The sequence below is a fragment of the Leifsonia sp. ALI-44-B genome (assembly GCF_001984125.1).
Lineage (GTDB): Bacteria > Actinomycetota > Actinomycetes > Actinomycetales > Microbacteriaceae > Okibacterium.
Window position 1 is genome coordinate 31,294 of record NZ_MTQL01000005.1, and the last position, 13,535, is coordinate 44,828.

Here is a 13,535-nt window from a genome sequence, read left to right on the forward strand (position 1 = left end):
CGTATTTGGTGCGCCCGGCGGATGGGGGAGTGATTTGCTCGGTAGGCTTCCTCAGGTGTCATCGCTTACGAACGCCCACCGCGTCCGACCAACCCGCCTTGAGCAACCCCCAGCAACTAGATGGAAACCCCTCTGGCTGTCGTGGCTCGCCGTTGTCGTGCTCTTCGTGCTCAGCCGGGTGCCCGCCGTCATCGGGTTTCTCGCTGCCCAGCGTGCCGAGGGCGTTCCCGCCTCACTCGTCGCGGCGCAGCAGCGGTGGGATGGCTGGTGGTATCTCTACCTCGCCGAATTCGGCTATCCGAGCGACCTGAATCTGCCCGACCGGCCCAACTACGGTCCGTGGGGGTTCTTCCCCACCTGGCCCATGATCATCCGGGTCGTGTCCCGGGTTCTGCACGTGGACCACGCGGTCGCGGGTCTGATCGTCGCGTCTGTTTTCGGTGTCGCACTCGCACTCGTTCTGCGCCGATTTGCCGCTCGTTTTGTGGGAGACCGCACCGCCCTGGTCGTCGTGGCGCTGTTCCTCTTCTTCCCCGGCGCCGTCGTTCTGTCTTTGCCGTACACCGAGGCCGCCTTCCTGTTCTTCGCGGTGGCGGCGCTCGACGCGCTCGTGCGAGAACGGTGGGTCATCGCATCCCTCGCCGTGTTTGGTGCGTGCTGCATCCGCTCGACGGGTGTCGCGGTTCTGGCGGCCGTGGTCGTGCAACTCGTCATCGTCGGCCGCCGGTGGTGGATGTCGGAACCGCGCCGTGCCGTGCCGTGGCTTGCCGCGCTGCCCCTCGCTGCGGGTGCCGTCGGCTTCGCACTGTCGTTCGGGTACGCCTACGTGCGCACGGGCCGGCCCCTGATCTGGCTCGAGGCGCAGCGCCAGTGGAACCAGACACTTGACTTTGGTGTCGAACTGGTCAGCCGCTTCGGCGGAGCCATCGTCGGCACTGAGCCCGACCGCATCAACTACCTCGTGATGCTCGCCAGTCTTGTGCTTTTCGTCGTGCTCGTCGCCCTCGGCATCCGCTTCTGGCGTGTGTTGCCCTGGCCGGTCATCGCCTACGCGGTCGTGCTGCTGGGGTCGGTTTTCTTGTACAGCAATGTCGGCCCACGCCCCCGCATGCTGCTTGCGATCGTTCCCCTGTTCGTGCTCGTCGGCCTCGCCGTCACCGCCTGGCGGCCGCGTATCGTTGTACCGATTGTGCTGGTCGTCTTCGCTGCGCTGTCGGGATTTTACGCCTTCACGATCATGTACACGCCGTTCCACGTCACCGCATAGCGGTCGAGACGCCTCGGCTACTATCGGTCGCTCGATGTCTCGCTGCTTGGCCGTCCCGAAACCGTAGAGATATGAGACACAAGATAATGTCCCGCTTGACCCCTGCTCACGCGTGCATAGTCACCGTGCGGAGTAATGTGCCTGTGCCTAGGGCGAACTTTTCGAAAGATAGTAGGCAATCAACGAGCGCTGGTCGTTCGACCTTCGTCAGGTCACAGGCCACCAGCGAAGAACTGCGGCAATCTCCATCGCCCGAATGTAACCGTTCCATTTGGAACCGAGGGGCCTGGTTGCGCCGGGATGCATCAACACCCGGTTACGGCAGCAATTCGCCTAGAGAATGATGATCTCCTTGTCTGTGAACCATGCGTTGTCGATTGCGAAGGCGCGCACGGCTTGTGGGTCGCTCGTATATGCGACAACTGCTAGCGACTCTGAAGCGCGGCTAGCCGTAACATACATGAGGCGCCTGGTGCGGCTTAGGGACGAGTCTTTACCTTCGGCGGCGTTGGAGATGTCGGTAGTGGTCAGACCTTTGGCACCGAGCAGTTTGTCGTAGCTGAACATGAACCCGCCAGCTTCTTGATCGCTGATGACCACCATGACTCGAGGGAACTCCAGACCCTTGACGCCCTGATGAGTTGCGAATGGAGTCGTTCCAGCGAAGTAGCGCCCGTAGCGCTCTACTTGACTGAAGGATGAGGCGAGGCAGCTCTGCCAGACATCAATCTCGGCGGTCGAGAATTCGTCGCCACCTTCGGCTTCAGCCGTTAGTAGAGCTGTCTTGATCGAGGTAGTCAACGAGAAGAGACGTGTTTCTTCGAGGACTCCGGCGACCTGTCCAACTGTCGGAGGCGAGTTGCCTTCCCAAAGGTTTGTCAGTTGGTCGACTGCGGCCTGGCACTCCGAAAGGATCCTTCGCAGGGCTCCCGATTCCGATGAAACTTGCTCGAGAAGTTCCCTTCTCATGAGCGGTGAGTTCTCTCGCACAATTCGGGCAATGGTGAACTTGTCTCCGCGCTGATGCGCCTGAATTAAGGGTCCCACCTGATTCAAGAAGACTTGAAGTTCTGCCACGGAACCATCCAGAACGCTCGTGTTGTCCCCGGGCAGGGATTTCAAGGCGTTCAACAGCTCGGCGAAGCCGAATCGCTGCGCGGCCATGCTGTGCTCAAGGATCAGACGCTTCACTGCAGGGTTTTTCCCCGTTCGCACATCGTCTATTGCGGGGATGGCCCAGTCGGCGTCGCCGGTGATCTCAGCCATTTGTTCGGCGGCCGCGGTCTCACTAGCGGCGGTGTCAGAATCCACCCCCGCGACGAACAACCTGACAGTTCCCATCCCGCGATCGGCTCGCGACTGCTGCGGATGGTCGTCAACGTCGGCCCGAATGCGATTGCTCAATTCGACAATTCGCTCGGGGCTGCGATGGTTCATTACCTTGACCGGTGTTGCCCACGAGGCCGGGATGGAAGTCTCGATGTCGGTCTTGCCTTCGTTGTAAATGCGCTGCATGGTGTCGCCGAATAGCCCTAGTACGAACCGTCCCTCGTTTTCCTTTGCGACGTGTATGAATGCCTCAAGCAGAGTCTTGTTGGTGTCCTGGCTTTCGTCGATGAAGAGGATTGGATGCCTGTTGATGAGGATGTGAGCAAGTGTGGGTTTGCTCGTAAGCAGGTGCGCTGCGAGCTTGATCACCTGAGAGTGATTGAGGGCCGCTTTTTCACGATTCTCGCCCGCGGGGTTGTAAGTGAACCGGCGGATGCCGTCGATCAACGCGGCACTGGCTCGATCTCGTTCCAATCGGTAGAGCCTGTCCTCCTCTTTTTTGGTGCCGGGCTTGCTCGAAGACGATTCGAGTTTGGCGATGGAGGCGGCGAGTTCAAGCTTCATCCAGTCGCGAATGTCTTCCTGGAACTCGTTGACGAGATTCCAAGCGAAGGAATGGATGGTGGAGACGGTGATGAGTGGGTCAAAGTCCAGACGGCTGGAGATCTCGGTGGCGGCGGCATTGGTGAAAGTGATGACGGCGATTTGCTGTCCCCGCAGGGCCAGGTCGTGCCCTCGCTCCTTCGTGCCGTGTTGAAGGGCCAGGACGAGCGATCGCGTTTTGCCTGATCCGGCGCCAGCGTAGAGGAAGAACGATCGCGCAACGCCGGGCGCAAGGCACTGGGCGATGTCGATATCGACCCTGTCGTCGACGGAAGGGTCAGTTGACATCGGTGCCACCGTCGATGTTGAGTTCCTGCTTCTTTAGGCGGTCTTCGAGCCAGCTCAGCCCCTCGTCGATGTAGTGAGGCGGCTTCATGGTCTCGAAATCGGCCGACACCATGATGTCCAGGGCGAGTTCCGCTTTGCTGCCGGTTTTGAGCGCCGCATGGAGCTTCTCGGCAGCTGATTTCACGTTAGTTTCAGTTGCAAGGATGTCGCTGAACTTTTTTGTCAACCCAGCGCCTGTGAGTCCTTGGAAGAAGGCAACATTCTCGAAGGCAAGGGCATCTTCGAACGTGCTCGGTAGGGCTTCTTCCGACTTCGTGCCAAGCGACACCGCCACCGGCGTTTGGTATGCGAACCGCACTGCATACTGGCCATCGCCCTTCTTAATCTTGGTTTCCGCTTCCGCGTCCAGGAGAGAATCCACATCGGTCTGTATGTCCGACCAGTTCTTCAGCGTCGGATTCCCGCTGATCTGCTCCGCGCCCCTTTGTGTGGGCTCGTTCGGGCCGCTCTTGGACTTGGGATCAAGGTCCGTCACGACCAAGGTTGGGATCTTTAGGGCGTCGATCAGCGGCTGCAGGCGGTGAGCATGGCTGCCACCAATCTCGAGCATCGTCACATAGGCCTGATACAGGGCCGGGTGATGGTTCTTGATGAATAGGGGAACGAGCATTTTCTCCGCACTGCCCTCGACCAAGATCAGCGCGTCAGCGAAGAAGATGTCGGCGTGCTGAACGCGGAGGTATCGCGTGACAAAGCGCTGCGTGTCCGTTGTGGTGCCGTACGTCAAGTCCACGTTGATGACGTTCGACGTAGGGACATCGGCCCCGTGGGCACCAGCTTGGAGCCTGCGAAAATATCGCAGACTTTCGTATGGCAACTCGTGCGCGATGTGGCTCGAGTGCGTGCTGATGACGAGTTGCGTCGTAAGTTCTGGCTTGTCGAGGAGATCCGCGTGGTTGCGGAGCACGTCGAATGCTTTCTTCGCGAACACCTGCTGGACCTGAACGTGCAGGTGCGCTTCGGGCTCCTCAATGAGGACGAGGTGGATTGGCTGAATGAATTCGTCCGAGGTGGGTTTGGCTGCCTTGCCGACACGCAGCCATCGATCGCGGAAGCTCATGAGACGAAAGACCATCGAGATCAGATTCTGGTAGCCGAGCCCGTTTTGGCCTTCGGGCAAGTACATCTCGCTAGTGATTGGTCCACCGGCTCTTTCCAGCTCGAAGGAGACAGCTGACTCGTGCCTAAGACTCTCCGAGGCGCTCAGCTTGGAGGCCACTCGGATTCGCGGGTCAGTGACACCCGGGTAGCTCAGGTCCGCCATCTCATCAAAGGCGACTTTGAATGCTTGCTTGAGCCTGTCGTCAAATTCCTTTTGAGCTATGGCAATCGTCTCGAGTGCATCAAGGTCCTCTGGGCCCGGATTCTCGGCTGGATCGAGGTGCTTGGTGTAGTAGTCGCTCAACTGCCGAGACAGCTTTGCTGTGTCAGAAATCCGACCTGACGCTACGTCTGCCGATGACTCGCTGGCGTCGCCAAGACCCCGCTGTGCGTTGATCTCATCGATGAGAACAATGTTCGCGAGAGGATTCGACGCGAGGGGCAGCGCGTCTTCCGGCAGGTCCTGCACGCATGCACGGTCATCCTTCGGAGGCAGAAACTGAAAGGGATCGAGCACATAGTGGCGCAGCTCGAGGTGAGTCTGAAAGTGTTTCGACAGGAAGTCGATCAGGTCATCTGGCCAGAGGGAGAGATCACCCGCCCCCCGGATCCCTTTTCGCTGTTGGCCCGTCCCCGCGGCGGGTTCATCGGTCGATCCATCGCGAGCAGATCTGTCCGCGACGGGGTCTCCTCCCACAGCAATCGCCGTCTGGCTCAACGCGGCGTTGAGTGTTGTCGGCAAGGGCACAGGGACGCGCCACGCCTGCTTCAGCGCCTGCGTGGCCCCCCAGGCATCGTGGAAAGCGCGAGCAAGGTACTCCTCGTCCTTCAATTGCATTGCGAAGCGAACCCCCACCAGGCCGCCGGTCCAATCAAGGGTGGGAATTAGGGAACTTACACGATGCACCTCGTCATCCTCGACGTGGAGCCAAACGTCGAGGCTGGGTAACAGGCGGGCCCAGGTTCCGGCAGGCGTGACGGCAGGGTTCGATGCCCAGTCAACGCCGATTTCATTGACTTCTTGCCAACGGGAAAGAGTCAGATCGTTCTTGTTGAAGGCCGAAATGCCCTGTTTGAGGAAAGAGCGGAGCGCGATCAATGCCGACGTCTTACCGCTGTTGTTCGCCCCGACAAGGAGCGTCGTTCTTTCCGCGAAATCCAGCCGTACCGAAGCCAACTTGCGGAAGTTCCGGATCTCGACAGCCTTAATGCGCATGCCTCATGTTGGCATAGGTGAAGATCAGACTTGAGTTATTTGATCCAGGCAACGCGCACCCGGCCGCGCCTTCCGATGCGACCGCACGTTGCGCGTTTCATTTCGCGCCGACCAGCTGTCTCGAAACATTGGTGTGTCGAAACGCATGGGTTGAGAGACAAGTTTGTGCTTGTCTCAGAGGCTGATCTAGCGCGACGATTCCCTGATCTTCGATAGGCCGTGGGCCTATTGTCGGTCTCAGATGGAGTTTCGGGGATTAACTAGGCACGTCATCTCGCTGGCGGGAGTACGTTACCGGCATGAGCATCGATAGGGAGACAAGCGCCCGCGCGGGCCTGCAGGCATGCGACAACTCGATTCGGTTCGGAAGTGCCCTCATTGTCTCGGAGCTGCGAGAGGTTCTCGGCGCGAAACTTGTTGCCTACATCGGCAACGTTTCCCACACATGGTCGGTGCGCGAATGGGCAGACGGCGATCGGGCGCCAAGCACAGAGATCGTCCAGCGGCTTCGGGTTGCGTACTATGCGGCTGGCTTGCTCTACGAACGCGAGGGGAAAGCCACGATACAGTCCTGGTTCCAAGGCTTGAATTCGCAGCTAGACGACAATGCGCCTGCGCGTCTTCTGCGCGATGAACCTCTCGATATCGTCGGCCCACGGGGGGTCGCCGCGGCACGCGCTTTCCCGGCGGCTGGTTAGAGGCGGGGGAGGGCTGAGGCCGCTGGCGAACCGGGGGACTATGGGGAAAGGGTGCGCGGTGTCCATCGCTGGCTTGGGGGTCAGTCAGCACCTCGTCGGTATCCCGCATCTCAACCTTGATGGTGTAAATATAGTGGTTTATCCGTGTGAAGCGAGTAGTATTGGGTCACGCCACCAGGATCGAGGGTCACCATGACAGACACGACGCACGTTGCCACAGCGCACACGCGGACGCTCAAGCTGGATATCCGGGAGATCACTCGGCGCCTCAACGGTTCTCTCGGTGGCACGCTTGTTGCCTCTCTCGCCGGAAGTAAAGACGCGAAGCTTCCCTACCGGTGGGCCAAAATCGACGGCCCTGCTCCAAAAAACGAGGCGATGCGGCGCCTGCAATTCGCCTACGAGCAATGGACGCGGCTCGCGGAGACCGAAGGTGAACACGTGGCCCGGGCGTGGTTTATTGGCGCAAATCCGTGGTTGGACTACGACACTCCCATCACCGCGATTCGAGAGGATCGATTCAAGGATGCAGGCAAGGCCGCCCAGGCGGTCCTCGATGATTCGTTCTCTGGTTGATGGCGCTTTGTAACGTCACCGGGTTGGAGCTCGTCGAGGGGCCCAGACCTGGAAACTACCGCATTGCCCGCAGCTCTTACGGTCCCCTCGCGCCTAAAGAGCGAGAGACCGAGGCGGATGGAACTCTCGACACCGCCGCTTGGAGCCGTTTCGACACCGTTGGTCACACCCTTTATACGACGGATGATCGATTGACGTCCTTCATGGAGCTTCTCGCCCCGTATCGGACCGAGATCAATGGGGCTCGTCGTGCGCTGCAGAGAGACGCGGACGCGATGGGGATCCCGCTCGATGAGTACTGGGCAATGGTTGTCGAGGACTGGGACCAGGCGGGCACGATGCGTGCCCGCTGGCTGCCCCGGGCATGGCGGGACGGCCGGACGATCTATTGCGTTGACTACCCGCAAGGATGGTGGGTGGACATCATGTCCATCAGCACCCTCACCGCTCTGTCCCGTCATCTAGAGGAGGAACTGGCGGAGCTGGGCATAACGGGTGGGCTAACTGTCGCGCACGTCACCGCCGATGACCGGGCTGTAACGACGCTGCTGGCCCGCTGGCTACGAGACACCGCAACCTTGTTCGACGGCACTCAGCCGCTGGGTATCCGATTCATTTCAAAGCATGGGCACCCAGCTGGTGGGACTGGCACTTGCTGGGCGTACTGGATGCGTGCGACCGATGCTGGCCTCGATGAGCCAGTTACTGTCACCGATGAATCGCCCATCAACGAACACGACGTTGACCTGAAGACCGCGCAAGAGTTCTGCAAGATCTGGACGCGGTAACTGGCTGTTCTCTCCGGTGGGGTTTTCGAGCTCCTCGAGGAGAACGGTGAGCTGACTTCACGGCAATTGTGCAACAGCTTGTCGCACAATTCGTTTGGTGTGAGGGAACCAGGAAACGTGAAGTGTTGCAGCGGAGGAGTTACTTCTCGTCGGGTTCGGGAACGAGCCGTAGCCCGCCCGTGCGGTTCGCGATTTCGAGCAGTGCTTCGACCCACGTCTTGTTGAGGGGCCCGGCAGGGAATGCGTCGTAGCTGAAGTAGAGAGACGCGGCGCTGGAGAGCCATACAGTGCCGTATTTCCCCTCTCCGCCTTCGAGTGCCACATCTCCTCCGACGAGCGGTTCGTCGCCCCAGCTGAAAGTGAACCGTTCGTCACGGCGCAGTTTCGTCATGATCGCAACCTGCAGGTGTCGCAGGCCGCGGTCTTCGATTTCGATGGCCGGGGCGATCCCGTAGATGACCTTTCCCATGGTGGTTTTCTTCCCCTTAGACAAGAGCCGGTGATTTTCTGACTGAGGGACGTTATCAAGACTTTCATCGGCGAGGGAAACGGGGGAGTGGCGTTCGGCGGGCTGAGGCGGTACTTACCGGGGGATGGCAGACGCCGCAACAGGAAAGGCTGAGTGACGCTGATCGCCGTGATTGGAGGCCTCTCGACTCAGTTCTTGAGATGACGCTACCGGACGCCGCGAGGGACGGTGATTCTGTCGATGCCTGTTAGCAGCTTCATATTGTCCCCCGGATTGGGTGATCACCTCGAGTGTTTTGCTCCGGGAGCTAGATGCTTCGACGATCCGCGACGATGGGGCAATCGAACGGGTCGCGCGCCCCGAGGCCCGCTTGGTTGATGTAGCGGATCACGATCGCGTAGGACGCCAACAGGGATGTTTGTGTGTAGGTGACACCGTGTTCGGCACAGTACTTCGCGATGATCGGCGCCGCGTGCCGCAGGTTGGGGCGGGGCATCGAGGGGAACAGGTGGTGCTCGATTTGGTAGTTGAGGCCGCCCATGAGCGTGTCGACAGCGCGACCTCCTCGAATATTGCGGGACATGAGTACTTGCCGGCGGAGGAAGTCCACCCGAGCGGTCGGCGGGACGATGGGCATGCCTTTATGGTTCGGTGCGAATGATGCACCCATGTACACGCCGAACAGGCCGAGTTGAACGCCGAGGAACGCGAACGCGATGCCGGGGGAGAGGACAAGGAACACCACCGTTACGAACCCGCCGATGCGGATACCGAGGAATGCGATCTCAACCCAGCGCCGCTTCACGGGTGCGCGTTGGGTGATGCGTTGAATGCTGGACACATGGAGCGCAATGCCCTCGAGGAGCAGGAGGGGAAAGAAGAACGCACCCTGATGGGCGATCAGCCACCGTGCGATCGGGGGTCGTTCGCGCGCAGCTTGAGCGGGGGTGACCGCGATGATCGGGAGATCCAGGTCCGGGTCTGAGCCATCCTTGTTGGGGTTGGCGTGATGTTTGGTGTGTTTGTGTTGCCACCACCCGTAGCTGAGCCCGACGAAGAGGTCGGCGATGATTAGGCTGGCCCAGTCGTTCCACCGCCCGGAGCGGAAGATCTGGCGGTGCGCGGCGTCGTGCCCGAGGAACGCGATCTGGGTGAAGAGAACCGCGAAACCGGCGGCGACGAAGAGCTGCCACCAGGTGTCCCCGAGCAGGATGAAACCGGTGATGGCTCCGGTGAGAAGCGCGGGCGCCGCGATCAGTCGAACCCAGTAATGGGTGTAGCGGCGTCGAAGAAGGCCGGCTTCTTGGATCTCTCGCGCGAGACCGGTGAATAAATTTCCCCCAGCACCGGCCGGCGTCTGCTGAGAGCTGGGGTCCCGCGGTTTCGTCGCGATGATTCTAGGGGAGGGGTGTGTGGAGTTCATTGCGTGCCTCGGTTCCGGCGGCATCCGCACCGAAAACACTCTGTCCCCGTCGCCGTCATCCCGAAAGGTTAACTCCTGCTCACCAGGCCTGTTGCTGCCTCGCTATTTCAGTTTCGGCGTGCATCTATCGTCCGCTTATGCGCCTTAACCTCAGGCACAGGTGCCCCTTTTGGAGGTTGGTTCCAAAACGGCATGACCCCGGCAAACGGATATTTTCAGCTCGGCGCTAGGCCTGACTTCGGCTTGGCGAAACAAGGGCCCGTAGGCACTCCGGGAGGAAACTGGCTCGGGGGCAGGTAAAAGCAAGCGGGTTGCCTAATGGCGGCGGAGCGCGTTGCATAGGACGATGGAACGCATTTCTTACGCAGCAGAGAACGTCAGGACCGGCACAGAAATATCGCGTGCTGTTCTCGCGTACGCGGAGTGCCTTGCGCGCCACGGAACGTCCGCGACCGTCGACATTCCGATACGAGGTGAGGACGGAACCGACTCTCGAGCGAACATTCTCCTGGGGCCGGCGAGCCAGCTCATTGCCGAAAAATATGACGACGACCAACCAGAGATCGTTGACGCAGCGCTCGTCGAAAAGATCCGCGACAACATGAGACGACTCGAGGGCGGACCGGCTCAGCCGTTAGATCTTCACGACCCCGATAATCTGAATATTTACGAGGATCTCGCCTAACCGCGTTGATTATGGCCGGTTCGGTCTATTGTGAATCTTCGTGGTCCTGCTCGGAGAGCGTGTGGCTTGCTCCGTCGAGGGTGCCGGGGCCGGCGTTGATATCGCCGGTGGTCTCGTCGACGTTGATATCAGCGACGGTGATGCCGATTCCTGGGGTGATGAGGAGATCCACGGGTTGAGGCTTGCCTTCGCCGAAGTTCGCGCGTAACCAGAACGGCTTGTTTTTGGAGAGGCCGTTTTCTATTTCCGTTCGAACGTGCGCTGCGGTGGTGTTCGGGAGCGTGTACGACTTCCCGAGATAGTCGATTTCGACTCTTTTCATCGTTTCGACTCTCCTGTTGGTTCAGGTATCAGGGTGAGCCCCGTTGCTGAGTTAGCAACATTGGAGAGCTCAGCTAGCCAGGTGCGGTTGATTTCGGGTTGCCGGCCGCCGAGGAATTTGAAGACGAGGGACACGGCGGGGTGCAGCCAAATTGTGGTGCGCCCGTCGCCGATCGATGCGTCGTCTCGCCAGGAGAAGGTGAACGACTCTCCTCGGCGAAGTTTCGCGGAGATCACGATCTGCAGGTGGGCGAGAACGCGGTCGTCGAAGTCGACGACAAGCGTGCCGTCGTAGGTGAGTTTCCCCATAAGTGTTCCTTTGTTGGTTAGTGCAAACGATCCTTCACATCGAATGCAAACGCAAACCCCAACGCTGGGTAACGGCTATATGAGGCCCTTACTGGGGTCATCGTTCAGGACGGACACGGCGGCGCAGATACACGTCTGCTTGTCGTCCCGTATGTCCCATGCGATCGCTCAGATCGACATCGAACCGACAGGCAGCGGCGAAACGCAATGGGTCATCCGCTTCGCTGCTCGAGAAGATTATTTCTCCCTAACAACTGCGAATCTCCGCACGCTGTCCGCCGGGCTCGAGGTTGCAGGATCTCCGTGCGGATTCCTCGAGGAAACAAGCGACGGTCAACCAAGGATGCAGAGAAGAGAGGCACGCTCCGGGCTCTTGAGTACAACGAAAAAGCGGAGGCCTCGCGACTAGCACGAGGTCACGATGTTTGGATATCCCCTCCCCGGAAGTTCACACCCGCGCTTAGAGTTCGAAACACGAAGCCTTTAGTTCCAGCGCCCCGGAATAACACCGGCGTGTGACGCTCGACTGCTTCGAGGTGGAAACACTTTCCGCCCATCATTCAAGGAGACATAACTCATGTCCAACACTCACCAAAACGCGCCGCGAAACAACAACACCAACGTTGCTCACCGCGTCGCCACTGAAACCAAAGCGGCCTTCAAGACCACTGAGTTCTACATCTGGCTCATCATCTCCGCCGGCATCCTCATCGCCGCAGCCGTCACCGATAACGGTGACGACGGACAGGGCTTCGGAGCAGACCACGCGTGGCAGTACGTCGCCATCGTCACCGCCGCATACATTCTGAGCCGCGGCATCGCCAAGGCCGGAACGCGCGGACACGAGAACCACAACGACTAATCACAGCCGACGTTCTCGTCGCTTACGAGGTGCCGCCTGATCCAAAAGGATCACGCGGCACCTCTGCCTTTAACGGTGGGGCGGCACAGTGAACCTGTGAATGCCGGTTTTACCTTGCTATCCCACAGATAGTCGAGGATCGTTACCAATCAACAACGTAGGGACACAACCTTTATGGGCAAGCTGACCTACAGCGGGTCACTCGTCATCGACTTCGATGACCGGACGCTCGAACACCTCCAAATCGTCATCACCTCAAAACTCCGCCGCGGAGAGTCATTCTCCTTCGCGTGGAAGGACGACGACGCTATCGGAGACGGCCGCACCACTATCTGGATCCACCCATCCGTGTCCCTGGTCTACAAGTTCCATGGTGGGCGCCCACCGATCATCAACCGCGCCTGGTTGGACAGCCTTGCCGCATCAGCCAACTCCCCAACAGGGCTCCGCGTCACCTCTGAACCGCTTGCCTAGCAGAGTGCTCATTTGGCCTCCTGCGCCGCTCTAGCCAGGCCCCTTTCTCGAGTCAATCGGTTACACGTGTCGGCAGATGCTCCGTACGATCGACGAATCGAGAGGAGAGCTATGCAGCGCACAACCCTGGAGATCAACCGGGTTCGCATCGTCCTGCCGGGCGACATTGATCAAGCGGCAATGAAAGAAAGCTTCCGGCGTGCCGCCCGATCAGGTGGCGACTTCGTTGCGATACCCGGACCGCACAACACCAACTTCGATGTCCTCGTCACTCCCGCAACGAACGTTGTCATCCGGGAAGAGCCCGTCGAGGACACTCCACCGTTATCCGACGAAGAAGCTTCGGCTCTGGCTGACCTGGAGACAGGTGCCTCAAAAACCTGGACCGATTGCGAATTGGACTACTAGCGTCCACGCATAATGAAGGCCCCGCCTCAAGAAGGGGGCGGGGCCTCGTTGTCATTCGGGGGACAACTAGGCCACCGTACGCCGCCCGATGTGCGCCGCCAAATCACCAGGCACGGGTTGCCAAATGAAGCATTCGTGATACTCCGCCGCAAACTCAAAGCCCGGTTCGGCGTCCACATACCCGGTTCAATTCGTTGGAACCGACGCAGAGACACGGCCCATATTCATTCAGCGAACGGTGCCTTATCGAGCCCCCGAATTCATCGCGGGCGCCGAGCCGGCGCAATCGGCCCCTCGGGTTCAGAGGAAACATGAAGACCCTGATTGGAGTTCGCACTAGCCATGAGCACGGCCAACCAGTCCGGGTTCAGCGAGGGGGGACGGCTGCCGTTAAATTTGAAGGTCAGTGGAATCGTGGGGTGCAACCAAATGGAGCTGCGTCCGTGGCCGGTTTCGCCGGGCTCTTTCCAGCTCAGCTGCAGGGGCTCGCCGCGCCGCAGTTTCGAAACGATGACGACTTTGAGGTGCGCTAGAACCCGGTCATCGAAATCGACCGTGGTTTTTGCGTAGTTGAGTGTCCCCATGGGATGGCCTGTCTCTCGTGTGCTGACAGGCCCCCAAGGGCCGGCGTGGTGATGCGCCGTCGAGGTCCTGGTCG

15 protein-coding genes are annotated in these 13,535 nt (G+C 59.8%); 8 read left to right on the forward strand and 7 right to left on the reverse strand.

Annotated elements, in window-relative coordinates; genetic code table 11:
- The first annotated feature begins 157 nt into the window (after positions 1–157).
- Entirely contained in the window at positions 158–1,267 is a 1,110-nt protein-coding gene (locus tag ALI44B_RS00745; protein ID WP_077052890.1) for a mannosyltransferase family protein, read from the forward strand.
- Positions 1,268–1,600: 333 nt separating this feature from the next.
- Here the strand turns inward: ALI44B_RS00745 and ALI44B_RS00750 are convergent, their stop codons facing one another.
- Both ALI44B_RS00750 and ALI44B_RS00755 read right to left on the reverse strand, forming a co-directional pair.
- The gene (locus tag ALI44B_RS00750) at positions 1,601–3,487 is read right to left on the reverse strand and encodes a UvrD-helicase domain-containing protein (protein ID WP_077052967.1); all 1,887 of its coding nucleotides are present in this window, start codon (positions 3,485–3,487) and stop codon (positions 1,601–1,603) included.
- Positions 3,477–5,864, reverse strand: coding sequence for an AAA family ATPase (locus ALI44B_RS00755; protein WP_077052891.1), 2,388 nt, complete (start codon positions 5,862–5,864; stop codon positions 3,477–3,479). Before ALI44B_RS00755 ends, ALI44B_RS00750 begins: the two co-directional genes overlap by 11 nt.
- 299 nt (positions 5,865–6,163) lie before the next feature.
- Between ALI44B_RS00755 and ALI44B_RS00760 the strand changes: the two genes are divergently transcribed.
- The 3 genes from ALI44B_RS00760 (at position 6,164) to ALI44B_RS00770 (ending at position 7,926) form a co-directional block, all read left to right on the forward strand.
- Positions 6,164–6,562, forward strand: a complete 399-nt coding sequence (locus tag ALI44B_RS00760; RefSeq protein ID WP_077052892.1) for a hypothetical protein — start codon at positions 6,164–6,166, stop codon at positions 6,560–6,562.
- A gap of 192 nt (positions 6,563–6,754) precedes the next feature.
- A complete protein-coding gene (locus tag ALI44B_RS00765) occupies positions 6,755–7,138 on the forward strand; it encodes a hypothetical protein (RefSeq protein ID WP_077052893.1) in 384 nt (127 codons plus the stop codon).
- A gap of 23 nt (positions 7,139–7,161) precedes the next feature.
- Positions 7,162–7,926, forward strand: a complete 765-nt coding sequence (locus ALI44B_RS00770; protein ID WP_143458865.1) for a hypothetical protein — start codon at positions 7,162–7,164, stop codon at positions 7,924–7,926.
- Between the two features lie 139 nt (positions 7,927–8,065).
- Here ALI44B_RS00770 and ALI44B_RS00775 read toward each other — a convergent pair whose 3' ends face one another.
- Both ALI44B_RS00775 and ALI44B_RS00780 read right to left on the reverse strand, forming a co-directional pair.
- Positions 8,066–8,395 carry a DUF7882 family protein gene (locus tag ALI44B_RS00775; RefSeq protein ID WP_077052895.1) on the reverse strand — a complete coding sequence of 110 codons (330 nt, stop codon included), beginning with the start codon at positions 8,393–8,395 and terminating at the stop codon, positions 8,066–8,068.
- A gap of 307 nt (positions 8,396–8,702) precedes the next feature.
- Positions 8,703–9,818, reverse strand: coding sequence for a fatty acid desaturase family protein (locus ALI44B_RS00780; protein ID WP_077052896.1), 1,116 nt, complete (start codon positions 9,816–9,818; stop codon positions 8,703–8,705).
- 346 nt (positions 9,819–10,164) lie between these two features.
- On the opposite strand from ALI44B_RS00780, the gene ALI44B_RS00785 reads away from it, so the two are divergent.
- Positions 10,165–10,503 (forward strand): hypothetical protein, encoded by a 339-nt coding sequence (locus ALI44B_RS00785; protein WP_077052897.1) that lies wholly within the window; start codon positions 10,165–10,167, stop codon positions 10,501–10,503.
- 25 nt (positions 10,504–10,528) lie between these two features.
- On the opposite strand, the gene ALI44B_RS00790 is transcribed toward ALI44B_RS00785, so the two are convergent.
- Both ALI44B_RS00790 and ALI44B_RS00795 read right to left on the reverse strand, forming a co-directional pair.
- Positions 10,529–10,825, reverse strand: coding sequence for a hypothetical protein (locus ALI44B_RS00790; RefSeq protein WP_077052898.1), 297 nt, complete (start codon positions 10,823–10,825; stop codon positions 10,529–10,531).
- Positions 10,822–11,133, reverse strand: a complete 312-nt coding sequence (locus ALI44B_RS00795) for a DUF7882 family protein (RefSeq protein ID WP_077052899.1) — start codon at positions 11,131–11,133, stop codon at positions 10,822–10,824. Before ALI44B_RS00795 ends, ALI44B_RS00790 begins: the two co-directional genes overlap by 4 nt.
- 577 nt (positions 11,134–11,710) lie before the next feature.
- On the opposite strand from ALI44B_RS00795, the gene ALI44B_RS00800 reads away from it, so the two are divergent.
- The 3 genes from ALI44B_RS00800 to ALI44B_RS00810 all read left to right on the forward strand — a co-directional run bounded on the left by ALI44B_RS00800 (position 11,711) and on the right by ALI44B_RS00810 (position 12,877).
- The gene (locus tag ALI44B_RS00800; protein ID WP_077052900.1) at positions 11,711–11,995 is read left to right on the forward strand and encodes a hypothetical protein; all 285 of its coding nucleotides are present in this window, start codon (positions 11,711–11,713) and stop codon (positions 11,993–11,995) included.
- Positions 11,996–12,169: 174 nt separating this feature from the next.
- Positions 12,170–12,469 carry a DUF7882 family protein gene (locus ALI44B_RS00805; RefSeq protein WP_077052901.1) on the forward strand — a complete coding sequence of 100 codons (300 nt, stop codon included), beginning with the start codon at positions 12,170–12,172 and terminating at the stop codon, positions 12,467–12,469.
- A 111-nt stretch (positions 12,470–12,580) separates the two neighbouring features.
- Positions 12,581–12,877, forward strand: coding sequence for a hypothetical protein (locus tag ALI44B_RS00810; protein WP_077052902.1), 297 nt, complete (start codon positions 12,581–12,583; stop codon positions 12,875–12,877).
- Between the two features lie 260 nt (positions 12,878–13,137).
- On the opposite strand, the gene ALI44B_RS00815 is transcribed toward ALI44B_RS00810, so the two are convergent.
- Positions 13,138–13,461 carry a DUF7882 family protein gene (locus ALI44B_RS00815; protein WP_077052903.1) on the reverse strand — a complete coding sequence of 108 codons (324 nt, stop codon included), beginning with the start codon at positions 13,459–13,461 and terminating at the stop codon, positions 13,138–13,140.
- Positions 13,462–13,535 lie beyond the last annotated feature (74 nt).